The organism is Mesorhizobium sp. LNHC232B00 (assembly GCF_000502435.1).
GTDB classification, from domain to species: Bacteria; Pseudomonadota; Alphaproteobacteria; order Rhizobiales; family Rhizobiaceae; genus Mesorhizobium; species Mesorhizobium opportunistum.
In genome coordinates, this window is sequence record NZ_AYWP01000005.1 from 66637 (window position 1) to 91691 (window position 25055).

A 25055-nucleotide genomic window follows, 5' to 3' on the forward strand; every position below is an offset into this window, starting at 1 on the left:
TCCGTTGCGGCGACGGACGGCAAAGCCCACTGTCATTCCTGTCGAAGCAGGAATCACGATGCGACACGTATTGACCTCGTTTTTGTCCGTGCACTGGGCGATCGTTTTCGCCCTGCTCGCGTTGATCTGCATGGATGGGGACCGCGGCGTGGCGGCGGCTCTTGGCGTGCTCGGCGTGACGATCGAAAGTGCGCGTTTCGTCGACCTGAAGAACATCGTCGTGGTCGCGCCGCTGGCGACCGCATTACTGGTCGTGTCGGTGCTGTTTTTCTGGGCCTTCGTCGATACGCTGATCAACGACGGGATCAGCCAGGGTGTCGACAGTGTGGTGCGCATCGCCTTCATCTCCGCGTCCGGTGTCCTGTCGATCATCCTGATCGGCGGCGCGGCGCAAGGCATCAACGGCCTGTTCATGGTAGTCGCCGTACAACTGGCGGCACTTCTGGCCTCCTATGTCGCAATGCTCGCCGAGCGGCGCTCGGCGGCCGTGTCGGACGACGCCGACTTCCGCGCCACGGCGCACAGCATGGCGAAGGCAGCGGCGCACAATTCGCTGCTCTCCCTGATATCGGGCCGCAACCAGACCGGGGCCAAAGGGAAGGGTGGCCGCTGATGCGCTACATCTTCGCATTGTGGGCGGGTCCGATGGCGCTGTTCTGGGGCTGGTTCTACCTGTCGCTCAATGACATGAATTTCGGCTATGTCATGCTCACCCGGCAGCTGCACGATTTCGTGTTTCAGCTCTATGGCCAGATGCTCGGCATCGATCCGGCAATCATCCCCGGCATGGTGGCAAAGGCCTGCATCTTCGACGGGTTTCTGCTGATGGCGATATGGGCGTTTCGCCGCCGTCGCGAAATCCTGGACTGGGTCAGGCGGCGCTGGACGGGTCCGGTTCCGTTCGATCGGATGCAGCGAGCGACTGAAGCCGGTCCAAAACTCCCTGCAGAATAAAGGCGGCCGCCGCCGAATCGATCTTGCCGGCGCGTTTGGCGCGCGAGAAATCCATCTCGATCAATGTCCTTTCGGCCGCGACCGTCGACAGCCTCTCATCCCAGAACACGAAGGGCAGATCGCTGAGCTGTGCCATGTTGCGCACGAAGGCGCGCGATTTCTGGGCGCGGGGACCTTCCGACCCGTCCATGTTGATCGGCAGCCCGATCACCACCGCACCGGCGTTCTCCTTCTTCAGCAAGGCCAGAAGGACGGCGGCATCGAGTGAGAATTTCCTCCGGATGATGACCGGGCGCGGATGCGCGAAGGAGAACCCCCGGTCCGAAACCGCGACGCCGATCGTCTTGTCGCCGAGATCGAGCCCGGCCAGCGTCCTGCCATCGGCGAGCCGTGCCGGCAGTTGCTCAATCGTGATGATAGCCAACGGTTTTCCTTTGTCTTTTTCAGCGCCGCGTGTTCTTCCGGATGCCCGGCGGACACTATACCCTTTGATCTCGAGTTGATCTCAGGGCCATCGGCCTTCTATCCTCTGGCACGGTAAAGATCGAGGAATGCATTCATGAAATTGACCTGGTACGGCCATTCGGCCTTCCGCATCGAAACCGGCGACGCCAAGATCCTCATCGACCCCTATCTGATCGGAAATCCGTCATGGACGGGGGGCTGGGAAGAGCCGGCGGAAGGGATCACGCATGTGCTGCTGACCCACGGGCATAGCGACCACATCAGCGGTGCGCTGGAAGTGCTCGGCAAAAGCGGCGCCCAGTTGGTCGCGAATTTCGAGATCTGCATGTATCTGATCGGCAAAGGCGTCAGCGACAAGAAGATCAATCCCGGCAACATCGGCGGCACGGTCGATTGCGGCGGCTTCACCACGACATTCGTCCAGGCGCTGCACTCCTCCTCTTTTGGAGAAGATGGTGGCAGGAACGTGTACCTCGGCAATCCGGGTGGGCTGGTTCTTCATTTCCCGGAAGACAGCACGCTCTACCATATGGGCGACACCGACATCTTTTCCGACATGGCGCTGATCAATGAGCTGCATGAGCCGAAGATCGGCATCGTGCCGATCGGCGACCGCTTCACCATGGGCGGTGCGGTCGCGGCACTTGCCTGCCGCCGTTTCTTCAAGTTCGACACCGTTGTTCCTTGCCACTTCGGCACCTTTCCGATGATCGATCCGACGGCCGAGAAATTCGAGGCCGGCCTGGAAGGGTCCGGGGTGAAGGTTGCGTTGCCGAAAATCGGCGAGACGATTGCGATCTAGAAACAGCCAAAGCGGAACAAATCCATGGCGTTGGGGCGATCTCTTTGCGTGTCGATGTTTGTCGCGGCATCCCCCACGCTTGCCGCGGATGATTTCATCGAAGGGGTTTATCTCCGGTCGGAAGAACTTTGCGCACAGGCAAAGAAGGACACGCTGCAGACACTGATCGACACCGGCAACATCGTGCTTTCGGCGCACGGCCTGCAAGGCGTCGAATACAATTGCGAGTTCCTGCAGGTCAGCAAGGCGACGCGCTCTCCAAGCTGGGCGGTGACGGCGATCTGCCAGGAACCGGGTTATGTCTTTCCAGATGTCCTGTCGGTGACGCAGACCAGCCCGACGCAGATCGACCTCGTGTCGGTCCGGCCCATCGACGACGAAAGCGAGGCGAGCGGCAACAGCGGCAGCTATTATCTGTGCGAGGGCGTTGCCCTGCCATGACGATACTGAGCCGTGTAAGATCGCTTCTTGGCGGCGAGCGGCCTGTATTCCGAAGACTGGAACTGCATGTCGCGCATGGCTGCAACCTGTCGTGCGAAAGCTGCTCGCACTTTTCCAATCATGCGCATTCCGGCACCGTCTCGCTCGATGAGGCGGACCGCTGGATGGGGCTATGGAGCCGGCGCGTCTCGGTCAAGCGGTTCACCTTGCTGGGCGGCGAACCCAGCATCCATCCGCAACTGCCGGGTTTCGTCGGGCTGGTGCGGCGGCACTGGCCGCGCGCCAGCATGGAGATCGTCAGCAACGGCTTCTTCCTGCATCGCCACCCGACATTGCCAGCCATCCTGGCCGCCGATCCCGACGCGCGGCTGATCGTCTCGGTCCATCACGATTCCGAAGAATATCGGGAGAGGCTGAAACCGGTTTTCGATCTGCTGGAGGCGTGGCGGCGGGACCACAAGGTCCTGATCGAGCTGCGTCCGTCGGACAAGAACTGGACCCGGCGCTACGAAGGCTTCGGCAATGCGATGGCGCCTTTCGAGGATGGCGATCCTCGTTCCAGCTGGGAAATCTGCCCGGCTCGCCACTGCAAGCAATTGTATGACGGCCAGATCTGGAAATGCGCGCCGCTCGCCTATCTGCCGATGCAGAAGGGAAAGTACCGGCTGTCCGAGAAGTGGGACCCGTATCTCGCCTACCGGCCGCTCGATCCCGGTTGCTCCAATGCCGAACTGCAGGCGTTCGCCGCACTGGAGGATGAGGCTGCTTGCGGCATGTGCCCGGCAAAGCAGCGCTTTTTCGAATTGCCCAATCCGTTGCGCCGCCCCAAGGATCGGGCCAGCGCTGCCGTAGCCTAGCATTGCTTCCGATACGATGCATGTTGCGTGCCGCGCGCCGCGCCGCTATAGCCCGGACTGGTTTTTCCCCGAGGCAAATACATGTCCGTTGATCTTCAGACAGTGAAGCGCGTCGCGCGTCTCGCCCGCATCGCGGTGAGCGAAGAGGATGCAGAACGCATGACCGGCGAGCTGAACGCCATTCTTGGTTTTGTCGAACAGCTCAATGAAGTCGATGTTTCAGGTGTCGAGCCGATGACCTCGGTGACGCCGATGGAAATGAAGAAGCGCGGCGATGTCGTCACCGACGGCAATAAGGCGGCCGACATCGTCGCCAACGCGCCGGCGACCGAAGAGAATTTCTTCCTCGTGCCGAAGGTCGTGGAGTAGGGGCCGATGGCAATCGAGATCGCCATCGAGACGCCGCTGCAGGACGACGTGCGCGGCCTGGTCAAGGAACTCAACGAGACCTTGCTCGAACTGACGCCGCCGGAGCACTGCTACCACATGACGGTCGAGCAGATGGCCGGCCAGGACACGACCGTTTTTATCGCCCGCGACAACGGTGTCGCCATTGGCTGTGGCGCGCTGAAGCGCCATGGCGATGCCATCGGCGAGGTCAAGCGCATGTACACGCGGCCTTCGCATCGCGGCCGCAAGATCGGCGCCGGCATCGTCGAGCGGGTCGTGGCGTTGGCGCGGCAGGAGGGACTGAAGCGGCTGGTGCTGGAGACGGGCGATCGTCATCCCGCGGCATGGACCGTTTACGAACGCGCCGGGTTCTCGCGCTGCGGCCCGGTGCTGGATTATCCCGATTCCCAATGGTCGGTGTTTTACGAAAAGAGCCTTTGATGAGCGACCTCACCCGACTGACGATTTCGCAGGCCCGCGCCAAGCTGCGCGGCAAGGAAATCACCGCGACCGAGATCACCGACGCCTATCTCTCGGCGATCGATCGCGCCAATCCGGCGCTCAATGCCTATGTGGCGGTGACCGGCGACAAGGCGCGCGACATGGCCAAGGCGTCCGACGCCAGGCTGGCCAAGGGCGAGGGCGGCGCGCTGGAAGGCATTCCGCTGGGGATTAAGGATCTGTTCGGCACCGACGGTGTGCACACCCAGGCCTGCAGCCATGTGCTCGACGGCTTCAAGCCGCGCTATGAATCGACCGTCACCGCCAATCTGTGGGCCGACGGCGCGGTCATGCTGGGCAAGCTCAACATGGACGAGTTCGCCATGGGCTCGTCCAACGAGACTTCTTATTACGGCCCGGTCATCAATCCGTGGCGGCGTTCGCGCCTCGACACGGTGGTGATGCCGACGACGCATCAGGGCGACGGCGGCTTCGTATCGGCCGGCGGCACGAAAACGCAGCGTAGCCTGGACAATGCGCAGCTGGTGCCGGGCGGCTCTTCCGGCGGCTCGGCGACCGCCGTCTCGGCGTTCCTGTGCGCCGGCGCGACGGCGACGGACACTGGCGGCTCGATCCGCCAGCCGGCCGCCTTCACCGGTACGGTCGGCATCAAGCCGACCTATGGACGTTGCTCGCGCTGGGGCATCGTCGCCTTCGCCTCGTCGCTCGACCAGGCCGGACCGATCGCTCGCGACGTGCGCGATGCCGCGATCCTGCTCAAATCCATGGCCTCCGTCGATCCGAAGGACACCACTTCGGTCGACCGGCCGGTGCCCGACTATGAAGCGGCGATCGGCAAGCCGATCAAGGGCATGAAGGTCGGCATTCCCAAGGAATACCGCGTCGACGGCATGCCCGCGGAGATCGAGGCGTTGTGGCAGAAGGGCATTGCGTGGCTCAGGGACGCCGGCGCCGAGATCGTCGATATTTCCCTGCCGCACACCAAATACGCGCTGCCGGCCTATTACATCGTGGCGCCGGCCGAGGCGTCGTCCAACCTGGCGCGCTATGACGGCGTCCGCTACGGCCTGCGCGTGCCGGGCAAGGACATCGTCGAGATGTACGAGAAGACCCGTGCCGCCGGCTTCGGCCGCGAGGTCAAGCGCCGCATCATGATCGGCACCTATGTGCTGTCGGCCGGCTATTACGATGCCTATTATCTGCAGGCGCAGAAGGTGCGCAGCCTGATCAAGCGCGACTTCGAGAACGTCTTCGCTGCCGGCATCGACGTCGTCCTGACCCCCGCGACGCCGTCCGCAGCCTTCGGCATCGCCGACGAGGACATGGCCGCCGATCCGGTCAAGATGTACCTCAACGACATTTTCACGGTCACCGTGAACATGGCCGGCCTGCCCGGCATCGCAGTGCCGGCCGGCCTCGATCCCAAGGGGCTGCCGCTTGGCCTGCAGCTGATCGGCAGGCCGTTCGAGGAAGAGACGCTGTTTCAGACAGCCGCCGTCATCGAACAGGCGGCAGGCACGTTCCAGCCGGAGAAGTGGTGGTAACATGTCGCCCCCGTCTCGCATTTCCATCATCGAGACGGGACATGAACTGCTGATCACAAACCCGCCCAGGCGTTCAGCCATCAGGGTCGGCTTTCTTCTTCTCTCGATCGCAATCGTCGCCGTCACCACCAAAATGGGGCTGTTCGACAAATCGCCGGTAACGGTCGCGAGCGGCCTGTTCGGCCTGATGTCATTTCTGGCGATTGCCGGGTTTCTCGCGTATTTTCTCGGCAAGGAGTTCATCTGGCTTGTATCGGGAGGCGAAACGCTGCGGATCGCGAAAGACACGATCGTCCGCGAAATCAGGGGCAGTCCGTTCCGTGATCGCGCCTTCCTCACATATAACGGGCAGCTCACTGCCGAGGTCCTGGAACACACCTATCCGACCGACGACACCGGACTGAAGGAAGTGGTTCGCCTGGCCACGGCAAGCGGGCCAATCTCGTTCGGGCGGGAACTCGATCGTTCGGAGGCTGAGGCTGTTGCGGAAGCCGTCAGGCGCTTTGCCGCCCGCCGCACTTCGAGCAGATCGTAGGGGCAGATCGTAGGGGAAAGCGTGTTCTACTATCTTTCCAAGATCCTGTGGTTCTTCATCCAGCCGCTCAACCTGACGATCTTCCTGCTTCTGGCGGGGCTGATCGCCGGGATGATCGGCCGGCGGCGGCTGGCCGTCACCGGCAGCGTGCTCGCCTTCCTGATTTTGGCGCTGTCGGCCTGGACTTCGCTCGGCGCCATGATGCTCAATCCGCTGGAGGAACGCTTTCCACGGCCGCCGCTGCCGCAAGAGGTCGACGGCATCATCGTGCTCGGCGGTGGGTTCGAGGGCGCCATCAACCTCGCGCGCGGCGGCTATGAATTGAGCAGCAGCGGCGATCGCATGGTCGAGACTGCAATCCTCGCCCGGCGCTTCCCGCAGGCCAAGGTGGTCGTATCCGGCGGAAACGGTTCGCTTTTCCTTGATGGCGAGGGCGACGCCGACACCGCGCCCCGCCTGCTCGGCCCACTGGGTGTATCGACCGATCGTCTTGTCCTTGAGGACAAGTCCCGCAACACCTACGAAAACGCGGTCTTCAGCCGCGAACTCGTCGAACCGAAGCCGGGCGAGACCTGGCTGCTGGTGACCTCCGCCTTCCACATGCCACGGGCCAAGGCGCTGTTCGACAAGGCTGGTTTTCCAACCGTTCCATGGCCGGTCGACTATCGCACCTCGGGCAAGGAAGGTGTCGGCCTGTTTCGCGACAATGCGGCCGATTCACTGGAGACCACGACCATGGCGACCCGCGAATGGATCGGATTGTTCGCCTATTGGCTGTCCGGCCGCATCGACCGGCCCTTTCCGGCGCCTGGCGGCTGACCGATGACGGCGCGGCGCGCCGCCGAGAAGAACTGGCGCCGCACCAGCACGGCCAGCAGCAGAAGCGTCGACAGCACGAACACCACCGGATCGACGAACCAGCCGAGATAGCCGATCGAGAAGAACACGCCGCGCAGGCCGGAGTTGAAATGCTTGCCGGCCAGCATGTTCATCTGCGCGGCGCGCCAAACCGCCGTTTCGGTGACCGGGTTGCGCGAGGCTTCACCATGCGGGATCGGCACCGCGCCGATCAGGATCGTGCAATAGTTGAACAGCCGGTAGGCCCAGCCGAATTTGAAGAAGGAAAAGGCCAGGATCAGCACCAGTCCCAGCACCTTTATCTGAAAGGCCGAGCGTGACGGCGCACCGCCCAAAGGCAGGTCGCTCAGCACTTCGAGTACCCGGTCGGACGCACCGAGCAGAGCAAAGCAGCCGCCGAGCGCGATCAGCGAACTGGAGGCGAAGAAGGCGGTTCCCTGCTGCAAGCCGCTCATGATGGCGGTGTCGACGATGCGGATCTCGCGCTCGGCCATGGTGCGCATCCAGGTCTCGCGTTGCGCGTTCATCGCGGTGGTCAGCGACACGCGGCTGACCAGCCGGCCGTCGGAGGCGAGCGTGTGCAGCAGCCACGCGGCGAGGAAGAGGCCCAGCGCCGCGAGATCGGCCGTCGAAAGATCGAGGGAATCACGCATGAGCTGAATTTATCACATTCGGCGTGACCGCTTCGATCATCGGGATCGAGCGATAAGCAACGGATGTCGCTGCCGGAGCAAACAAGGTCGGCAGGTGCCGCGCCGCGATTGTCAAAAGAGCGGAAACATCCTGGGAATTCCTATATGTAATCCTCGACGTGATCCAGGAGACAGCGTGTTCCTTTCGGTTTTCGACTTGTTCAAGATCGGCATCGGCCCCTCGAGCTCCCACACGATGGGGCCGATGACCGCCGCGCGGCGGTTTCTCGACGAGGTCGCGGGGGACGACTGGCCGCGCCCCGCCGGCGCCAAGGTCGACCGCATCGGCGCCAGCCTGCATGGTTCGCTCGCCTATACCGGCATCGGCCATGGCAGCGACCGCGCCGTCATCCTGGGACTTGCCGGCCAGACCCCGCAAACGGTCGATCCGGACCGGGCCGACGAGATCGTCAGCCGCATCACCGCCGACAGATTGATTTCACCGCCCGGTCACCCCTCCTACCGTTTCGATCCGGCCACCGATCTTGTGCTCGACCGCAAGACACCGCTCACGGGACATGCCAATGGCGTGGCGTTCTACGCCTATGACGCCGGCGGCCGCCTGCTGCTCAAGCGCATCTACTATTCGATCGGCGGCGGCTTCGTCGTTTCGGAAGAAGAGTTGCAGAGGACGAAGGCCAAGGGGTCGGTGACGACCGAGGGCAAGAAGGTGCCCTATCCCTTCAAGAACGCCGTCGAGATGCTGAAGATGGCGGCCAAGAGCGGGCTCTCCATCGCCGAACTGAAGCGCGTCAACGAGGAAACGCAAATGACGCGCGAGGAACTCGACGCCGGCCTCGACGCCATCTGGAGCGCCATGAAGGGTTGCATCGACCGTGGCCTTTCGCAGGACGGCATCATGCCTGGCGGGCTGAAGGTGCGGCGCCGCGCGCGCATGTTGCACGACAAGCTGCAGGAACAATGGCAGCAGAACCGGCCGAACCCTCTGCTCGCCAACGATTGGCTGTCGATCTACGCGATGGCGGTCAATGAGGAGAATGCGGCCGGCGGCCGCGTCGTCACCGCGCCGACCAATGGGGCCGCGGGCACGCTGCCGGCAGTGCTGCGCTACTGGCTGCATTTCCACCCCGAGGCCGACCAGCCTAGCATCCGCGACTTCCTGCTGACGGCGGCAGCCGTCGGCGGCATCATCAAGACCAACGCGTCGATCTCGGGCGCCGAGGTCGGCTGCCAGGGCGAGGTGGGCTCTGCCTCGGCAATGGCCGCGGCCGGCCTGTGCGCCGTCATGGGCGGCACGCCCGAGCAGGTCGAGAATGCCGCCGAGATCGCGCTCGAACATCATCTCGGCATGACCTGCGATCCGGTCGGCGGGCTGGTGCAGGTGCCATGCATCGAGCGCAATGCGCTGGGCGCGGTCAAGGCCGTGACCGCCGCGTCGCTGGCGATCAAGGGCGACGGCGTGCATTTCGTGCCGCTCGACGCCGCGATCGAGACCATGCGCCAGACTGGCCTCGACATGAACGAGAAGTACAAGGAAACCAGCCTTGGCGGTCTCGCCGTCAATGTCGTGGAGTGCTGAGGTTCTGGCCTAAACCGGCACTGTGGAGAAGTCTGTCAGGCCGTTGACGTCCCGGCGCTCCGGACTAACCTTGGCGGATGGCTCTCAATCTCCTAAAACTGTGCGTCGGCTGCGACAGCGTCGAGGACCTCGAGGAATGGATCGAGTTCCGTCTCGACGAACGGCGCCGGGCCGGTGATCCGGTCGAACACTGGCACACGACCCGCATGGTGCCGACGCGTGGGCAAGAGGTCACCGATGGTGGTTCGCTCTACTGGGTGATCAAGGGCAATGTGCAGTGCCGCCAGCTGATCACGGAGATCCGGCCGTTCACCGATGACGAAGGTATCGGCCGCTGCCATTTGATGCTCGACCCGCGGGTCATTCGCACCGACTGGCAGCCGCGCCGGGCTTTTCAAGGCTGGCGCTATCTGAAGCCGTCGGACGCGCCGGCCGATCTCGGCAAAGGCAAGGCCGGGCTGGTGGAGATGCCGCCGAAGCTCAGGCGTGAGCTTGCCGATCTCGGTTTGCTCTAACAGGCTGTTGAAGAAGTCCACTTGCGGGCGATGAAGTCTGCTTCATCGCCGCCATGGAAGCAGATTTGTCCGCTGATAGAGCCGTCGGGTTGGATTTCAGCCCAACCATTGCCTTGGGCTTCGTCCATTTCGTCATTGCCTTGCCAGGAGAAGGCGACATTGTTGCCGTCGCCCGCGCCGAAGATCTGCCCGGTGACGCAGCCGAAGGCGAATTCGCCGGAGCCATCGGCCGCGAACTCAATGTAGGCNCGCGCCGAAGATCTGCCCGGTGACGCAGCCGAAGGCGAATTCGCCGGAGCCATCGGCCGCGAACTCAATGTAGGCAGGCTCCATCATGTCGCGATAGTCCCCGACATAGTCGGGCATCTCGACGATCCGCCAGCGACCGGTGACGCTCATATCGGCGTCGCCAGCAGCTTGGGCAAGCGGATCAGATTGTAAGCCGCCAGGTTCAAGGTGAAGGCCGCGCCCACACGGGCGCATCCTCGCAGCTTGACCTTGGCCATGCCGGCCGAANCTTCGACAAAGGCAATTCGGCCCGCGCCGAAGATCTGCCCGGTGACGCAGCCGAAGGCGAATTCGCCGGAGCCATCGGCCGCGAACTCAATGTAGGCGGGTTCCATCGTGTCGCGATAATCCTCGACATAGTCGGGCATCGCGACGATCCGCCAACGGCCGGTGAGGCTCATGCCGGCGCTGCCAGCAGTTTGGGTAAGCGGATCAGATTGTAGGCCGCCAGGTTCAAGGTGAAGGCCGCGCCCACACGGGCGCATCCTCGCAGCTTGACCTTGGCCATGCCGGCCGAAGCCTTGATCCATCCGAACACCTCCTCGATCCGCTTGCGGCAGCGTTGGCTGACATCATAGCCCGGATGGCGCTTCGTGCGGTCATCGATCGCCGTCACGCGAGGCTTGCCGGTTTTGCTCAGATGGCCGTCGACGGCGATATGCGGCGTGACCTTGCGCTCGCGCAGATCCTTGATGAACTGGCGCACGTCATAGGCCTTGTCGGCGCCCAGCGTGATGCGCCGCCGCGACGGTCTGCGGTCCAACATGGCGAGCGCGGCATCACGCTCGCCCGTGCCCGTGGCCTGGGTAATGCCGCCATCCACTGCAAGCCCATGACGGTTCTCCATCAGCGCATGGCCCATTAGCAGAGCTTCGCCGGCTGCCCGTCGCCCTTCTTGTAGAGCCGCGCTTGCGGATCGCTCGTGCTCTGGTGTGTGTCGTTGGAGCGCTTCTCCTTATGAAAGCCGCGCTCGGCGTTACGCCCCGCNCTGCGGATCGCTCGTGCTCTGGTGTGTGTCGTTGGAGCGCTTCTCCTTATGAAAGCCGCGCTCGGCGTTACGCCCCGCTCCATCCGGGTCATTGTCGCTCCCGTCCTTGCGGCGGAAGCTCTTGATTGAAGCCCAGGCCTCGATCAGCGTCCCGTCCACCGAGAAGTGATCCGACGACAAAAGCCGCTTTACCCTTGGCTGAGCAAGCACCGCGCGCAGAAACTTTGCCGCGATCTCGCCCTCCAACAGCCGATCCCGGTTCTTGGTGAAGCTCGAATGATCCCAGGCCGGTTCGTCAACACCAAGCCCCACGAACCAGCGGAACAGAAGATCGAACTCCATCCGCTCCATCAATTGACGCTCCGAGCGGATGCCATAGAAGGCCTGCAAAAGCATCGCACGCAGCAACCGTTCCGGTGCGATCGACGGGCGGCCGAGCCCAGGCGGATAAAGCACCGCAAAATCCCCGTCCATCACCTCAAGAGCCGCGTTCACGATCTCCCGTATCACCCGCAGCGGATGGTCTCGCCGAACGCGAGCCTCGAGGTCGACATACGAAAACAGCGAGCCTGTCCGTTCGTCTGAGCCGCGCACCACAAATCCCCAAATCATTCGGGGAACAGTGAATCACGCTCCAAACACCCGCGCCACTACTTCTTCAACAGCCTGCTAAAGCGCTTCGCGCTGAAACGGGTTCACGCGGCGCGCTTCGGGTCTGAGTTCGCTTTTGGGCGACATGCTCCGCTGGCCCTCCATCTTGCTCCGTACTGGACTTGCAAGCGGCGAGACAACGCCACATCTTGAAATTCATGCGCGATGAAAAGCTGTCGAAGTCGACAAGGGCCGCCGCGTTGGCTGGGCCAACGCCCTCTTCCGATCGGAGGGAGGCCATGATTCCGGCGCAGAAAAAGTGTTGAAGGAAGTGACGCGGCTGTCCAGGCGGGCAGGGAATCCGTGGGGCGGTGGGAAATGTTAGGCGTAATTATCGTCCTGGTCGCATTGCTGCTGGTGCTGCTGATCGCAACGACGGCGTTTCTTCGCGCCGATCCGGCCAGGCTCGCCAGTTCGACGAGAACATTGGGGCCGATCCTGCTGGCCCTGGTGGGCGGCGCCGTGCTGCTGGTCGGGCGCAGCGGGATCGGCGGCATCATCCTGTTCGCGGCGATCGGCTGGTATGGCGTGACGCGCGCAGGCCGGCCAAATGCCAAGCCGACGCCTGGAAAACGCTCGACAGTGCGGACAGCGGCACTCGAGATGGAACTGGATCACAATTCGGGCGGTCTCGAAGGACTGGTCCTGGCCGGCCGCCATGACGGCAAGATGCTTGGCGCCATGGGTCTTTCGGAATTGCAGCATCTCTACCGCGAACTCTCCGGCGATCCGGAGAGCCGGCAGTTGCTAGAGGCGTATCTTGACGGCAGATTTCCCGTCTGGCGCAAAAACGCTGAGACGAACGGTGGCGAAGGGCTGGGTGTTGCGCCAGGTCCTGGCGCCATGACTAAGGAGGAGGCCTACAAGGTCCTTGGTCTTGAAGCGGGGGCCGCCGCGGCGGATGTCCGCAAGGCGCACCGCCGCCTGATGCAGCGCCTGCACCCCGACATCGGCGGCACGTCTTTCCTGGCGGCGCGAATCAACGAAGCCAAGGACGTCTTGCTCTCCAATCACAACTAGTCTCCTTCGACGCAAAAATTTTCCGGGAGATTGTGTGCACGCCGTCCTATTGCTGGACGGCGTAGCACTCGATGCTCTTCTTCTTCAAAGCGGTGCAGGCCTTCCAGGCAGCGGTCTTCGAACCGAAGCCGCCGAAGCGCGCGCGATAGTAGGTGACGCCATCCTTGTCGAAGGCGACGGTGAAGCCGGCGGCATCGGCCAGCACCCTGGGCGCCTGCTTGCTGGCCTTGTCGAGGAAAGCCTGGGCTTCGGACTGCTTGGGCGAGGAAGCGACCTGGATGGCCCAGCCCGAGGGCACCGACGCGGTGTTGACCGGATCGACAGCAGGTGCAGGCGCGGGCGTCGGCTCGGCATAGGCAGCCACGACCTGCGCGGTGGCGACTTTGGGGGCGGAGACGATGACCGTCTTCACCTTCTTGGCCGGAACGACCAGCTTGGGTTCTTCGACCGCGGCGTCGTCCTCCGCGCTGCTGTCCTCGGCATTGCTGTCGCCCTGCGCGACGGTAGCGTCTTCGGCGACGGCAGTATCGTCGCTTGCAACAGCCACCGGCTTTTCGTCCGGCGTCGGCGCGTCGTGCTTGGGCAGCAGGACCTTGGCAAGCGCCCTGATCGGATTGCTATCAGCCTTGGCGACCAGATCGCCGCCGCCGCGGGTCGAAGCCCGCGGCATATAGGTGTTGATCAGAGCCGCCATCTGGTTGTCGCGGCTGCCGCCCGACGTGCCGCCCATGACGACGGCAACAAGGCGGCGATTGCCGTCTGACACGGAGGAGACGAGATTGAAGCCGGAGGCGCGCGTGTAGCCGGTCTTGATGCCGTCGACGCCCTTGATGCGCCCGAGCAGGCGGTTGTGACCGTTGATGCGCTGGCGGCCATAGAGGAAGGACCGCTGCGAGAAATAGCCGTAATATTGGGGGAAATGCTCACGCAGCGCGATGCCGAGCGTCGCCATGTCGCGCGCGGTGGTGAACTGGCCGGGGTCGGGCAGGCCGTTGGCATTGCGGAACACGGTACCGTTCATGCCGAGCTGGCGCGCCTTGGCCGTCATCATGCGGGCAAAATTGGTTTCGTTGCCGCCAATCATTTCGCCGAGCGCGGTCGCCGAGTCGTTGGCCGACTTGGTGACTATCGACAGGATGGCGGTGTCGACCGTGACCGAACCGCCCGGCTTCACGCCGAGTTTCGTCGGCGCCTCGGCGGATGCCTTGGCCGAAAACACGACAGGCGTGTTCCTGCTGATCTTGCCCTTCGCCAGAGCTTCGAAGGTCAGGTAAAGCGTCATCATCTTGGTCAGCGATGCCGGATAGCGCCTGCCATTGGCGTCTGCGGAGTACAGCACCTTGCCGGTCTTGGCGTCCACGACAATGGCTGCCTGCCGCGCCGCCAGCGACGAGGCAACGTCGGCGCAAACGAATGTCAACGCCAAGGCGAGGACCATGATCGCTTTGAGGGGGGAGGTGGATCTGGAAACGATGCCCAACAACGCCTTACGCACTGATGTTTACCTTGAATTCTTCGTTGCGCTGAAGGCGGCAAAGGGTCCTGCCGCACTTTCAGCCAAGCTAGCGGGCCAGCGTTACCAATCCGTTTATGGTAACCGCCGCGTTCACCATTTTCTTCGGGCTTGAAACTCACTTTATTTGATTTTTAGGCATTGCCTGCGCAGGCGGCCTCTGAACGCAGGCGAAATATTGACTTTTGTGCGGCGCACAATATACTCTAGTGCATTGCACAAGGGCGCCCCGAAGAAGGACGCCTCAACCGTCAAGGGAATCGCGAAATGACCCAGACCTATGAGGACTTCAGCAAATACGGCAAAGAGTTTGCCGACACCGGATTGAAGAGCTTCGCTTCGCTCTCCAAGGGCGCTCAGGCGATCGCAACCGAGGCCGGCGAATACACCAAGAAGAGTTTCGAAGCCGGCAGTGCCGCTGCCGAGAAGCTGCTCTCTGCCAAGTCGCTCGACAAGGCCATCGAAATCCAGTCCGACTATGCCAAGCAGTCCTACGAGGCATTCGTCGCCGAGGCCACCAAGATCGGCGACCTCTATGCCGAACTCGCCAAGGAAGCCTATAAGCCGTTCGAATCGATCGTCGCCAAGGCGAAGTAATTTCGCCCGGGCGAAGTAGCTTCGCCTCACGACGACAGCGAGATCCGGCCCTTTGGGTCGGGACAAGACCCGGTTGCGCGAGCGCGGCCGGGTTTTTTCATGTCGATTTGCTATCCAGTGCCTCGCGCCCCTTCACGATTGCGAAAATCCGCGAAGTTTGGTCACCTAGCCATATTGTCAGCTAACCAGAAGGGCTTAAAATCGTCCATCGAACACCTACATGTTGAGCTCGCATGAGGATTCGAAAGAGGCAGGATTACGTGACGATCGGTTTGACTGCCACGAGACAGGTGGCGCGGATGCAAAACGGCGGCGGCGACGGCAATGAGGCCGGCCGCGGGACGGCCGTCATCACGCGCACAAAAACCAAGACCAAGAAGCCTAGCCTCTACCGGGTCCTCATTCTTAACGACGACTACACTCCGATGGAGTTCGTGGTTCACGTGCTGGAGCGTTTTTTCCAGAAGGACCGCGAAGCTGCCACACGCATCATGCTTCATGTTCACAATCATGGGGTGGGCGAGTGCGGGGTCTATACATTCGAGGTGGCCGAGACCAAAGTGTCTCAGGTCATGGATTTCGCCCGACAGAATCAGCATCCGCTGCAATGCGTGATGGAGAAGAAGTGAGGTAACATGCCGGCTTTCTCCCAAGGCCTGGAAAAGGCGCTTCACCAAGCGCTGACGCTCGCCAATGAGCGGCACCATGAATATGCAACCCTTGAACACCTGCTGCTCGCGTTGATCGACGACACCGAGGCGGCCGCCGTCATGCGCGCCTGCAACGTCGATCTCGACGAACTCAAGCACACCGTTCTCACCTATATCGATACTGAGCTCGACAATCTGGTCACCGGTTACGACGAGGATTCCAAGCCGACCGCCGGCTTCCAGCGCGTCATCCAGCGCGCGGTGATCCACGTGCAGTCGTCGGGCCGCGAGGAAGTGTCGGGCGCCAACGTGCTCGTTGCCATCTTCGCCGAGCGCGAGAGCCATGCCGCCTATTTCCTGCAGGAACAGCAGATGACCCGCTACGACGCGGTCAACTACATCTCGCACGGCATCGCCAAGCGGCCGGGCGCTTCCGAGACGCGTTCGCCGCGCGGCGCCGATGACGAGCAGGGCGGCCAGAACGGCGCCGAGCCGCAAGAGGAAGGCGGCAAGAAGAAGCAGCAGCAGGACGCGCTGACCGCTTATTGCGTCAATCTCAACAACAAGGCCAAGGCCGGCAAGATCGATCCGCTGATCGGCCGCGAGTCGGAGATCAACCGCACCATCCAGGTGCTGTGCCGCCGCTCGAAGAACAATCCGCTCTATGTCGGCGACCCCGGCGTCGGCAAGACGGCGATCGCCGAAGGCCTCGCCAAGCGCATCGTCGAAGGCGATGTTCCCGAGGTGCTGCACAATGCCACCATTTTCGCGCTCGACATGGGCACGCTTCTGGCCGGCACGCGCTATCGCGGCGATTTCGAGGAACGGCTGAAGCAGGTCGTCAAGGAGCTCGAGGATTATCCGGGTGCCGTGCTGTTCATCGACGAGATCCACACCGTGATCGGTGCCGGCGCCACTTCGGGCGGCGCCATGGACGCGTCGAACCTGTTGAAGCCGGCGCTGTCGTCGGGTGCGATCCGTTGCATCGGCTCGACCACCTACAAGGAGTTCCGCCAGTTCTTCGAAAAGGACCGTGCCCTGGTGCGGCGCTTCCAGAAGATCGACGTCAACGAGCCGACCATCGAGGATGCCATCGAGATCATGAAGGGCTTGAAGCCCTATTTCGAGGAGTTCCACAAGGTCCGCTACACGAGCGAAGCCATCAAGGCCTCGGTCGAGCTGTCGGCGCGCTACATCAACGACCGCAAGCTGCCGGACAAGGCGATCGATGTGATCGACGAGACCGGCGCTTCGCAGATGCTGGTGCCGGAAGCCAAGCGCAAGAAGACGATCGGCATCAAGGAGATCGAGGCAACGATCGCCACCATGGCCCGCATCCCGCCGAAGACGGTCTCGGCCGATGACGAGAAGGTGCTGCAGGGCCTCGACATCGAGCTGAAGCGCGTCGTCTACGGCCAGGACACCGCCATCACCGCGCTGACCTCGGCGATCAAGCTGGCCCGTGCCGGCCTGCGCGAACCGGAAAAGCCGATCGGCTCCTACCTGTTCTCAGGGCCGACCGGCGTCGGCAAGACCGAAGTGGCCAAGCAGTTGGCCGCCTCGCTCGGTGTCGAGCTGATCCGCTTCGACATGTCGGAATATATGGAACGCCACACCGTTTCGCGGCTGATCGGCGCGCCTCCCGGCTATGTCGGCTTCGACCAGGGCGGTCTTTTGACCGACGGCGTCGACCAGCATCCGCACTGCGTACTGCTGCTCGACGAGGTCGAGAAGGCGCATCCGGACCTGTTCAACATCCTGTTGCAGGTCATGGACCACGGCAAGCTGACCGACCATAACGGCAAGCAGATCGACTTCCGCAATGTCATCCTGATCATGACCACCAATGCGGGCGCCTCCGATGCGCAGCGCGCGGCGATCGGTTTCGGATCGACCAAGCGTGAAGGCGACGATGTCGAGGCGATCAACCGGCTGTTCACGCCGGAATTCCGCAACCGTCTCGATGCGATCATCCCGTTCGGCTCGCTGCCGGTGCCGGTCATCCATCAGGTGGTGCAGAAGTTCGTCATGCAGCTCGAGGCCCAGCTCTCAGAGCGTGGCGTTACCTTCGACCTGTCGCCGGACGCCATCGCATGGCTCGCCGACAAGGGCTATGACGAGCGCATGGGCGCACGGCCGCTCGGCCGTGTCATCCAGGAGCACATCAAGAAGCCGTTGGCCGACGAGGTGCTGTTCGGCAAGCTCAAGAAGGGCGGCACGGTGCGTGTCACCGTCGAGAAGAAGGAAACCGGCGAGACCGGCCTGAAGCTCGAATCGCTGGCCGACGAGGCGCCGGTGAAGCCGAAGAAGGAAGAGCCGGAAGAAGCGCCGAAGCCGCACAAGGCCGTGGCCAAGAAGCCCGCCGCGAAGAAGGTGGTGGCGCAGAAGCCGGAGCCCAAGGGCAAAGATGGTGGCAAGCGCAGCCTGGTACCACAACTGCCCCGCAAGGGCTGATCCTGATGAAAGTCGAAAAGCCCCGGAAACGGGGCTTTTTTCATTGGCATCGTAAGGTGCGGAGGTGGCATATGGCTGGCCAGATCATCATCCTCAACGGCGCGCCGCGATCGGGCAAGTCGAGCATCGCTCAGGCCATCCAGGAACGTTTTGAAGGTCCGTGGATGAACCTGGGGGTCGACAGCTATGCGCAGATCACGCCGCCGCGATATCGTCCGGGAATAGGCCTGCGACCCGGCGGCGAGCGCCCTGACCTCGAAGTCTTCGTGCCGCGATTTTATGCCGCCCTCTACGAATCGATCGCGGTCCATAGCCGGCTGGATCTGAACGTCGTGGCGGATGTCGGTCATCACGATGGCTATTCGAAACCGCTCGACATCCTGGCCGATTGCGCACACCGGCTCGCCGGCCTGCCGGTGCTGTTTGTCGGCGTTCGCTGTCCGATTGAGATCATTATGGAAAGGCGAGCCGCCAGCGAGACGGGCAGGGGCTATGTCACCGGCTCTTCAGACGATCCCGTGCCTTTGCCGGTGCGTCTGTGGCAGGAGGCGGTGCACCGGCCGGGCGTTTACGATCTGGAAGTCGACACCTCGCTTCTGAGCTCGGTGCAGTGCGCGGATGCAATTCGGCAGCATCTCAAGAGCGTCCAAGTGGCAAACTAGGCGTGCACCCGGGACAATGCTCCGCCCGTGATTTTCCAGATCGCGACGGCAATAAGCGCGCCCGCGTAGCCGTCGACGGCATAGTGCCAGCCAAGCACCACCGAACCGAGCATGATGATGGCTGCGAATATCCACATCACGATGCCGAGCCTGGTCGACAACCGCGTCAGGTAGAGAGCGAAGAGCACCGACGTCGCGACGTGGATGGAGGGGAATGCCGATATGCCCATGGTTCCCGAAGGCGAACCCGTGTAGCCGCTCCACAACCTGTCCTGCGTGGACAATGCCCAGATCGGATACTGGCGGTTCGCGGACGCAAGCGCATCCATCAACGGCTGATACTGATCGCCAAGGTCGAGCCTTGCATAAAAGCACGGGCCCGCGGATGAGAATGCCATGGCGATGAAGAAGCCGCCAACCAGCCAGACCAGCATGAAGCTGAGCAGAAACTGATGGCGCAGCAGTGAGTCGCGGGCGGCGGTGACGCTTGAAAAGACCATTGCGACCAGCACTGCGAACCAGAAATTGTAGCAGAAATTGAGAAGGTGAACGGCCAGCGGACTTTCAACGATCCACCAGAGCCATTGATAGGGAGTGCGGCCGAAATGCAGGCCGGCGCCGAAATGCGCGAGGGTCTGGTCCCAGGAGAAAGGCACCAGCACCGCGATCGCTCCCTTCAGCACCACGAAGCCCGACATAAAAACCAGCATCGCGGCAAGGCCGTTGATGCCGTTGGCAATGCGATTTCGATCGGTCAGCATCTGCTGGAGCGGGCGCAACAACATGCGGAGCGGCGACCTGGCACGATCGACAAACGCCAGCCAGAACAGCCGGAGGGTCGCGTATGCGCATCCGGCAATCCAGAAGTAAACCACCAGATAGAAAGCGTATTCGTAAAGTAATCCAAAATCCGGCAGGTTGCCAACTCTGCCGCCGACCACAAAACTCAATCCGAGCGTAAATAGTGCTACCGCATGAACAGTGCGGTGCCGGAAAAATGCATCGACCAAAAGGTTTGAGAAGGCGTCATCGACCCCAGCATCAAACCGCCTGCCTATAGCTTCGGAAGTATCTTGCATCGAATGCCCCTCGCAAGACAAATGCCTCAAGAGGGTTTGAAAGACTATTAAAAAAGCAATCGCCGACGGTGGCGTGGGTGCCGAGATGATCGCTCGGTTTACAAAGACTTAAAATCGCGCACGCAGGACGGTTCGGATCATTTCGGCGTTCTGTGCCAGCACTTCGGGCTTCTCCATCCCACCCGTGTGGGGCTTCAGGGGGATGCCGTCGAAGCGCGGAATGACATGGACATGCAGATGGTAGACAGTCTGCCCTGAAGCGGGCTCGTTGAACTGCATGACGGTGACGCCGTCGGCGTCGAAGGCTTGTTTGACCGCCGCCGCCATTTTCTGGACGACCGTGAAAAGCGGACCGAAGGTCGAGGGGTCGGCGTCGAGCAGGTTGCGCGACGGCGCCTTCGGCACGACCAGCGTATGGCCGGGCCCCTGCGGCATCACGTCCATGAAGGCCACGACCGCTTCGTCTTCGTAGACGCGGTGCGAGGGAATTTCTCCGCGCAGGATCTTGGCGAAGATGTTTTCGGTGTCGTAGGCGGTTTCGGCCATGGTGAGCGCTCCGGATTGTGCCTCGCCATCTCGTGTAGCGAAGCTGCCCCGGAGCGGCAAGACGATGTCGTGGGACGATCAGGTGGCTGCCGCGCAAAAGGCGCCCGCTATTCCTCCAGGTCCTTGCGGAATGGCGTGTGGTCTTCCAGATATTCGCCCATCCGTTCGACTTCGCGACGCTCGCGCCGAAGATAATCGGCCACCGCATTGCGCAGGCCGGGATGAGAAATGTAATGGGCGGAATGCATGGTCACCGGCCGGTAGCCGCGTGCCAGCTTGTGCTCTCCCTGGGCGCCTGCCTCGACCACCTTGAGCTTGCGTTCGATGGCGAAGTCGATCGCCTGGTGGTAGCAGACCTCGAAATGCAGGAAGGGATGATCCTCGATGCAGCCCCAGTTGCGGCCATACAGCGCGTCGGAGCCGATGAAGTTGATGGCGCCGGCTATGTAGCGCCCGTTTCGCCTGGCCATCACCAGAAGGATGTCGTCAGCCATGCGTTCGCCGATCAGCGAGAAGAACTGACGGTTCAGATAGGGACGGCCCCATTTGCGGCTGCCAGTGTCCATGTAGAAGGCGAAGAAGTCGTCCCAGGCTTTTTCCGTCAGGTCCTTGCCGGTCAGCCAGTCGATCGAGATGCCATCGGCAAGCGCCTCGCGCCTTTCTTTCTTCATTGCCTTGCGCTTGCGCGAGGCAAGCGTGGCCAGGAAGTCGTCATAGGAGGAAAAGCCTTCGTTGAAGAAGTGGAATTGCTGGTCGGTGCGATGCAGGAAGCCTGCCGCCTCCAGCGTCGCGACGTCGCTCTCCTGCGCGAAGGTCACATGCGCGGAGGACACGCCGAGCTTATCGGTCACCATTTTGAGGCCGGCGGCCAGCCCGGCCTTCACCGCATCCTGGTCCTCGCCTTTGCCGACCAGCAGGCGAGGGCCGGTGACCGGGGTGAACGGCACAGCACTTTGCAGTTTTGGATAATAGCGGCCGCCGGCGCGCTCGAAGGCATCCGACCAGCCGTGATCGAACACATATTCGCCCTGGCTGTGCGACTTGAGATAGCAGGGGACGGCACCGAGCAGCCTGCCTTGCGCTGTCTCCAGCCGCAGGTGATGTCCTTGCCAGCCGGTGCGCCGAACGGCACACCCGGAATCCTCGAGTGCACTCAAAAAAGCGTAGGAAACCAGCGGGTTGTAGCCGTTTTCCGCGTCGTTGCGCGTGGTGCCGGCAAATCCGTTCCATTCATCGCAGGTGAAGGCTCCGATGCCTGCGGCGATGCGGATCGAATAGTCCGCATTTGCCGTTTGCCTGTCGCCATCGTCGCCCTGATCCATGAGGCTTATTTAAGCTCCATCCGGGCTGCTACAAGTCACGTTTCAGGCACTCCGCTCAGGCGACTTCGACGAGGTCGGGTTCGAACCCTTCGAAGGTCATCTGGTCGGCGTATCTGAAGGTCAGGTCGACCGCGGGCTGATCATGCACCGTCCAGGTAATGACGGGCATTTTGAGCTTTTCACGCACAAAGCTGACAAACGGATTCGGCAGGTCGCCGGCAGCGTAGGAGGTGAAGGAAATCTCGTGCGCCAGCATGGCGAAATGCGCCTCGATCAGCTTGAGGTCCTTGCCGTAGGCGGTCAGTCCACCCGGAATGCCCTGCGCGTGTTTCGCGAAATCGCGGATCAGCCAGTGATCGAACGACATGATCGCCGCCTTGCCCTTGTAGCGCTTGAGCATCTTGCCGACGCGCGCCACCAGGCCTTCGTCGCGGCCGGGAGTCCCTTTCAGCTCGACGACCATGGGCACGCGGCCATCGACCAGGTCGAGCGCTTCCTGCAGCGTCGGCACGTGATCCGATGTCCCGCCAACCTTGAGCGTCGCAAGTTCAGCCGCGGTGCGCTGCCAGACGAAACCGTCCTGCCCGGTCAGCCTTTTCAGGTCGCCATCGTGGATGATGACGGGAACGCCATCCGACGACAGATGCACGTCGCATTCGATGGCGTAGCCACGTTCGGCCGCGGCAGTGAAGGCGGAAAGCGTGTTTTCCCAGCGCGTCTTGTTCATGTCGTGAAAGCCGCGATGGGCAACGGGCCGGGCAATCAGCCAGGAAAGGTCGGTCATGTCGGGCCTTCGCTCATTCGACTTCGAAGATCGCTTCGATTTCCACTGCGGCATTAAGCGGCAGGGAGGCGGTGCCGACGGCGGAGCGGGCATGCTTGCCGCGCTCGCCAAGAGCGGCGACCAGGAAATCGGAGGCGCCATTGGCAACCAGGTGCTGCTCGACGAAGTCGGTGGCGGAGGCGACGAAGACGGTGATCTTCACCAGGCGGCGGATTTTCTCGAGATCGCCGAGCGCTGCCTTGGCCTGTGCCAGAATGTTGATGGCGCAGTATTTCGCGGCGTCCTTGCCGCTTGCCGTATCGACGTCGCGGCCGAGCAGACCGACGGCCTGCAGCTTGCCGTCCTTGAGAGGCAATTGCCCGGCGGTGAACAGCAGGTTGCCGGTCCTGCAGTAAGGCACGTAGTTGGCGGCAGGCGCGGCAGCGACTGGAAGCGTCACGCCCAGATCGCTTAGCCGCTTTTCGATTGTTTCACTCATTGCTTTTCCCTATTGCTGGAAGGCGCCGCGCTGGCCGGGCCGAAATTGCTATTTTTGCCTCGCTTCCGCCATGACTTTTTTTAAGCTGGACCATCTTTCCCTGCGGCCCTGCCATCAGCCGCGACGATCGGAGCCCCACATGCGCGCAACGCGCCTCGCATTCCATGCCGTCCTGTTGTCTGCGGTCTTCTCGATAGGGCCCGCTTTCGCCGTGCCGGCGCTGCAGGCGCATCGCGCCGTGTACGATCTCACCCTCAACAAGGCGTCCGACCGCTCCGGCATAACCGGCATATCGGGCCGTATGGTCTACGAGTTCAACGGCTCCGCCTGCGAAGGCTATACGGTGAAATTCCGTTTCGTCACCCAGATCGTCACCAACGACAATACAAGGGTGACCGACCAGCAGACGACCACGTTCGAGGATGCCGAAGGCAAGACGTTTTCGTTCGTGACCAAATCCTTCGTCGACCAAAACCTCGACAAGGAGGTCAAGGGCATTGCCACGAAAGACGCGAAGGGGCTCAAGGTCGACATCGACAAGCCCGAGAAGAACAGCCTCGAACTCGCCGCCACCCAGTTCCCGACCCAGCATCTGGTTGAACTGATCGGCAAGGCCGAGGAGGGCGAGAACTTCTACCAGACAAACCTGTTCGACGGTTCGGAAGACGCCAATAAGGTGATGGCGACCACCGTCGTCGTCGGCAAGAAGACCGATGGCCAGAAGGCTGATCCGGAAGCGCCGGCGTTGGCGAAGCTTGCCACCGACAAATACTGGCCGGTCGACATCGCCTATTTCGACGACAGCGCCCAGAATGGCGAAGAAGTGCCGGAATACCGGATCAGCTTCAAGCTGCATGAGAACGGCATCACCAGAGATCTCACCATGGACTATGGCGACTTCTCGATGACCGGCAAGCTGGTCAATCTTTCGCTGTTCGACCAGACAAAGCCTTGCCCAGTATCGAAATAATTGGCCCAGTATCGAAATAACTGGCGCGGTATCGAAATAACCGGCGCGGTATCGAAATAGCGGGAATGTGCAATTGAGCGGGCCACGGCGGGGTTGATGGCGGTCTACGTCGACGCGGCGATCTGGAAGTGGGCGGGCCATCTCTGGTGCCATCTCCTGGCCGACGATACCGACGAGTTGCATCGCTTTGCCGCCGAACTCGGCGTCAAGCGCTCGTCCTACCAGGGACCGCCCAAGACATCGGCGCCGCATTATGACATAACCGGCTTCGAGCGCGACCGCGCGGTGCGGCTCGGCGCCATCGAATGCAGCCGCGAGCAGATCGTCGCCATCTTCCGACGCGTGCGGGTGCCCAACGGAAAGGTCAGGCGATGACACCTACGGCTTTTCTCGCATATTGCGCCGCCGTCACCCTTGCCGCCGCAACGCCCGGACCAGCGATGTTCGCGGTCATCACCAATGGCGTGTCGCGTGGGTTTCTTCGCGCCTTCATAGCCGGCGTCGGAGTCGCCGCCGGCGATGCCGTGCTGGTCACTCTGGCGCTGCTCGACTGGTGGCGCTCGCCCAGACCTTCGAATGGATCTTTCTCCTGCTGAAATATGCAGGCGCCGCCTATCTGATCTTTCTCGGCGTCAGGATGTGGCGGGCCTCGGCGACGCAATCAAATAAGGCGCAGATGGCCGAGGCGAGATTATCCCGGTCCTTCCTCCTTGGCGCGTCCATAGCGCTGGGGAATCCGAAGGCTATCCTGTTCCATGCCTCGATCATGCCGCTGATCCTCAATCTCGACACCATGACCTTCACCGATGGCTTGCTGGTGGTTGCGGTCGTGATCAGTGTGAACGTCCTGACCATGGGGCTCTATGCCGCGCTGGCGGGCAGGGCCTCAGGCTGGTTCAGGACGCCGAAGCGCATGCGGCTGATGAACAGGTTTGCCGGCAGCGCCATGATCGGCACCGGAGCGCTGATTGCCGCACGCTGAGCGGTGAAGCGCCTCG

31 protein-coding genes and 2 pseudogenes are annotated in these 25055 nt (G+C 62.3%); 22 read left to right on the top strand and 11 right to left on the bottom strand.

Translation table 11 applies throughout. From position 1 onward, the window contains the following. The first annotated feature begins 58 nt into the window (after window positions 1-58). Both X743_RS159975 and X743_RS159970 read left to right on the top strand, forming a co-directional pair. Entirely contained in the window at window positions 59-613 is a 555-nt protein-coding gene (locus X743_RS159975) for a hypothetical protein (protein ID WP_023764887.1), read from the top strand. Beyond that, on the top strand, window positions 613-954 hold the full coding sequence (locus tag X743_RS159970) for a DUF6105 family protein (protein ID WP_023777463.1): 342 nt from the start codon (window positions 613-615) through the stop codon (window positions 952-954). Before X743_RS159975 ends, X743_RS159970 begins: the two co-directional genes overlap by 1 nt. Here the strand turns inward: X743_RS159970 and ruvX are convergent. Further along, window positions 872-1378 (bottom strand): Holliday junction resolvase RuvX, encoded by a 507-nt coding sequence (gene ruvX / locus X743_RS159965; protein WP_023764889.1) that lies wholly within the window; start codon window positions 1376-1378, stop codon window positions 872-874. The genes X743_RS159970 and ruvX overlap by 83 nt on opposite strands. Before the next feature lie 135 nt (window positions 1379-1513). Between ruvX and X743_RS159960 the strand changes: the two genes are divergently transcribed. The 8 genes from X743_RS159960 to X743_RS159925 all read left to right on the top strand — a co-directional run bounded on the left by X743_RS159960 (window position 1514) and on the right by X743_RS159925 (window position 7269). Further along, the gene (locus X743_RS159960) at window positions 1514-2221 is read left to right on the top strand and encodes a metal-dependent hydrolase (protein ID WP_023764890.1); all 708 of its coding nucleotides are present in this window, start codon (window positions 1514-1516) and stop codon (window positions 2219-2221) included. A gap of 24 nt (window positions 2222-2245) precedes the next feature. Then, window positions 2246-2662, top strand: coding sequence for a hypothetical protein (locus X743_RS159955; protein ID WP_023764891.1), 417 nt, complete (start codon window positions 2246-2248; stop codon window positions 2660-2662). Beyond that, window positions 2659-3519, top strand: coding sequence for a radical SAM protein (locus X743_RS159950; protein WP_023764892.1), 861 nt, complete (start codon window positions 2659-2661; stop codon window positions 3517-3519). The genes X743_RS159955 and X743_RS159950 overlap by 4 nt, the downstream gene beginning before the upstream one ends. A gap of 81 nt (window positions 3520-3600) precedes the next feature. After that, on the top strand, window positions 3601-3888 hold the full coding sequence (gene gatC, locus X743_RS159945; protein ID WP_013895338.1) for an Asp-tRNA(Asn)/Glu-tRNA(Gln) amidotransferase subunit GatC: 288 nt from the start codon (window positions 3601-3603) through the stop codon (window positions 3886-3888). 6 nt (window positions 3889-3894) lie between these two features. Beyond that, on the top strand, window positions 3895-4350 hold the full coding sequence (locus tag X743_RS159940) for a GNAT family N-acetyltransferase (protein ID WP_023764893.1): 456 nt from the start codon (window positions 3895-3897) through the stop codon (window positions 4348-4350). Next, the gene (locus X743_RS159935) at window positions 4350-5915 is read left to right on the top strand and encodes an amidase family protein (protein ID WP_023764894.1); all 1566 of its coding nucleotides are present in this window, start codon (window positions 4350-4352) and stop codon (window positions 5913-5915) included. The genes X743_RS159940 and X743_RS159935 overlap by 1 nt, the downstream gene beginning before the upstream one ends. A gap of 1 nt (window position 5916) precedes the next feature. After that, window positions 5917-6450: a hypothetical protein gene (locus X743_RS159930; RefSeq protein ID WP_023764895.1), complete on the top strand. Its 534-nt coding sequence runs from the start codon at window positions 5917-5919 to the stop codon at window positions 6448-6450. A 21-nt stretch (window positions 6451-6471) separates the two neighbouring features. Continuing rightward, window positions 6472-7269, top strand: coding sequence for a YdcF family protein (locus X743_RS159925; protein WP_023764896.1), 798 nt, complete (start codon window positions 6472-6474; stop codon window positions 7267-7269). Here the strand turns inward: X743_RS159925 and X743_RS159920 are convergent. Next, a complete protein-coding gene (locus X743_RS159920; RefSeq protein ID WP_023764897.1) occupies window positions 7218-7961 on the bottom strand; it encodes a DUF599 domain-containing protein in 744 nt (247 codons plus the stop codon). The two genes, X743_RS159925 and X743_RS159920, sit on opposite strands and share 52 nt — an antisense overlap. Before the next feature lie 175 nt (window positions 7962-8136). Between X743_RS159920 and X743_RS159915 the strand changes: the two genes are divergently transcribed. Together X743_RS159915 and X743_RS159910 are read left to right on the top strand one after the other, a co-directional pair. Beyond that, complete coding sequence (locus X743_RS159915) at window positions 8137-9540, top strand: L-serine ammonia-lyase (protein ID WP_023764898.1); 1404 nt, start codon at window positions 8137-8139, stop codon at window positions 9538-9540. Window positions 9541-9617: 77 nt separating this feature from the next. Beyond that, complete coding sequence (locus X743_RS159910; protein WP_013895345.1) at window positions 9618-10055, top strand: DUF1489 family protein; 438 nt, start codon at window positions 9618-9620, stop codon at window positions 10053-10055. Here X743_RS159910 and X743_RS1000000173900 read toward each other — a convergent pair. From X743_RS1000000173900 to X743_RS01000000168790, 3 genes and pseudogenes are all read right to left on the bottom strand, one after another. After that, complete coding sequence (locus X743_RS1000000173900) at window positions 10052-10183, bottom strand: hypothetical protein (protein WP_280801283.1); 132 nt, start codon at window positions 10181-10183, stop codon at window positions 10052-10054. The two genes, X743_RS159910 and X743_RS1000000173900, sit on opposite strands and share 4 nt — an antisense overlap. 267 nt (window positions 10184-10450) lie before the next feature. Then, a pseudogene (locus X743_RS1000000171975) lies at window positions 10451-10582 on the bottom strand (IS5/IS1182 family transposase); the annotation flags it as partial. Between the two features lie 158 nt (window positions 10583-10740). Further along, window positions 10741-11925 (bottom strand): annotated as a pseudogene (locus tag X743_RS01000000168790) (IS5 family transposase). 375 nt (window positions 11926-12300) lie between these two features. Between X743_RS01000000168790 and X743_RS159905 the strand changes: the two are divergent. Further along, window positions 12301-13002 carry a DnaJ domain-containing protein gene (locus X743_RS159905; RefSeq protein WP_023764902.1) on the top strand — a complete coding sequence of 234 codons (702 nt, stop codon included), beginning with the start codon at window positions 12301-12303 and terminating at the stop codon, window positions 13000-13002. A 46-nt stretch (window positions 13003-13048) separates the two neighbouring features. Here X743_RS159905 and X743_RS159900 read toward each other — a convergent pair whose 3' ends face one another. Next, window positions 13049-14497, bottom strand: coding sequence for a D-alanyl-D-alanine carboxypeptidase family protein (locus X743_RS159900; RefSeq protein WP_023764903.1), 1449 nt, complete (start codon window positions 14495-14497; stop codon window positions 13049-13051). On the opposite strand from X743_RS159900, the gene X743_RS1000000172750 reads away from it, so the two are divergent. From X743_RS1000000172750 to X743_RS159880, 5 genes are all read left to right on the top strand, one after another. Continuing rightward, window positions 14439-14630, top strand: coding sequence for a hypothetical protein (locus X743_RS1000000172750; protein ID WP_198028429.1), 192 nt, complete (start codon window positions 14439-14441; stop codon window positions 14628-14630). The genes X743_RS159900 and X743_RS1000000172750 overlap by 59 nt on opposite strands. Before the next feature lie 152 nt (window positions 14631-14782). Beyond that, window positions 14783-15112 (top strand): phasin family protein, encoded by a 330-nt coding sequence (locus tag X743_RS159895; protein ID WP_023764904.1) that lies wholly within the window; start codon window positions 14783-14785, stop codon window positions 15110-15112. Window positions 15113-15411: 299 nt separating this feature from the next. Then, the gene (gene clpS, locus X743_RS159890) at window positions 15412-15741 is read left to right on the top strand and encodes an ATP-dependent Clp protease adapter ClpS (protein ID WP_010909565.1); all 330 of its coding nucleotides are present in this window, start codon (window positions 15412-15414) and stop codon (window positions 15739-15741) included. A 6-nt stretch (window positions 15742-15747) separates the two neighbouring features. After that, window positions 15748-18216: an ATP-dependent Clp protease ATP-binding subunit ClpA gene (clpA, locus tag X743_RS159885; protein WP_023764905.1), complete on the top strand. Its 2469-nt coding sequence runs from the start codon at window positions 15748-15750 to the stop codon at window positions 18214-18216. Window positions 18217-18287: 71 nt separating this feature from the next. Beyond that, window positions 18288-18878, top strand: coding sequence for a chloramphenicol phosphotransferase (locus X743_RS159880; RefSeq protein WP_031257584.1), 591 nt, complete (start codon window positions 18288-18290; stop codon window positions 18876-18878). Here the strand turns inward: X743_RS159880 and X743_RS159875 are convergent. The 5 genes from X743_RS159875 to X743_RS159855 all read right to left on the bottom strand — a co-directional run bounded on the left by X743_RS159875 (window position 18875) and on the right by X743_RS159855 (window position 23087). Beyond that, window positions 18875-19957 carry a phosphatase PAP2 family protein gene (locus X743_RS159875; protein ID WP_023764907.1) on the bottom strand — a complete coding sequence of 361 codons (1083 nt, stop codon included), beginning with the start codon at window positions 19955-19957 and terminating at the stop codon, window positions 18875-18877. The genes X743_RS159880 and X743_RS159875 overlap by 4 nt on opposite strands. Window positions 19958-20065: 108 nt before the next feature. Next, a complete protein-coding gene (locus X743_RS159870) occupies window positions 20066-20503 on the bottom strand; it encodes an HIT family protein (protein ID WP_013895353.1) in 438 nt (145 codons plus the stop codon). Window positions 20504-20610: 107 nt separating this feature from the next. Then, window positions 20611-21825, bottom strand: a complete 1215-nt coding sequence (locus tag X743_RS159865) for a GNAT family N-acetyltransferase (protein WP_023764908.1) — start codon at window positions 21823-21825, stop codon at window positions 20611-20613. A gap of 55 nt (window positions 21826-21880) precedes the next feature. Continuing rightward, window positions 21881-22609: a glycerophosphodiester phosphodiesterase gene (locus X743_RS159860; protein ID WP_023764909.1), complete on the bottom strand. Its 729-nt coding sequence runs from the start codon at window positions 22607-22609 to the stop codon at window positions 21881-21883. Between the two features lie 13 nt (window positions 22610-22622). After that, complete coding sequence (locus tag X743_RS159855) at window positions 22623-23087, bottom strand: RidA family protein (RefSeq protein ID WP_023764910.1); 465 nt, start codon at window positions 23085-23087, stop codon at window positions 22623-22625. A 139-nt stretch (window positions 23088-23226) separates the two neighbouring features. Between X743_RS159855 and X743_RS159850 the strand changes: the two genes are divergently transcribed. From X743_RS159850 to X743_RS01000000168795, 4 genes are all read left to right on the top strand, one after another. Further along, window positions 23227-24057, top strand: a complete 831-nt coding sequence (locus X743_RS159850; RefSeq protein WP_023764911.1) for a cell envelope integrity EipB family protein — start codon at window positions 23227-23229, stop codon at window positions 24055-24057. A 96-nt stretch (window positions 24058-24153) separates the two neighbouring features. Next, window positions 24154-24432, top strand: coding sequence for a DUF4031 domain-containing protein (locus X743_RS159845; RefSeq protein WP_023764912.1), 279 nt, complete (start codon window positions 24154-24156; stop codon window positions 24430-24432). Then, window positions 24429-24653, top strand: a complete 225-nt coding sequence (locus X743_RS1000000173905; RefSeq protein ID WP_280801284.1) for a LysE family transporter — start codon at window positions 24429-24431, stop codon at window positions 24651-24653. Before X743_RS159845 ends, X743_RS1000000173905 begins: the two co-directional genes overlap by 4 nt. Then, window positions 24611-25039 carry a LysE family translocator gene (locus X743_RS01000000168795; RefSeq protein ID WP_280801285.1) on the top strand — a complete coding sequence of 143 codons (429 nt, stop codon included), beginning with the start codon at window positions 24611-24613 and terminating at the stop codon, window positions 25037-25039. Before X743_RS1000000173905 ends, X743_RS01000000168795 begins: the two co-directional genes overlap by 43 nt. Window positions 25040-25055: the final 16 nt, after the last annotated feature.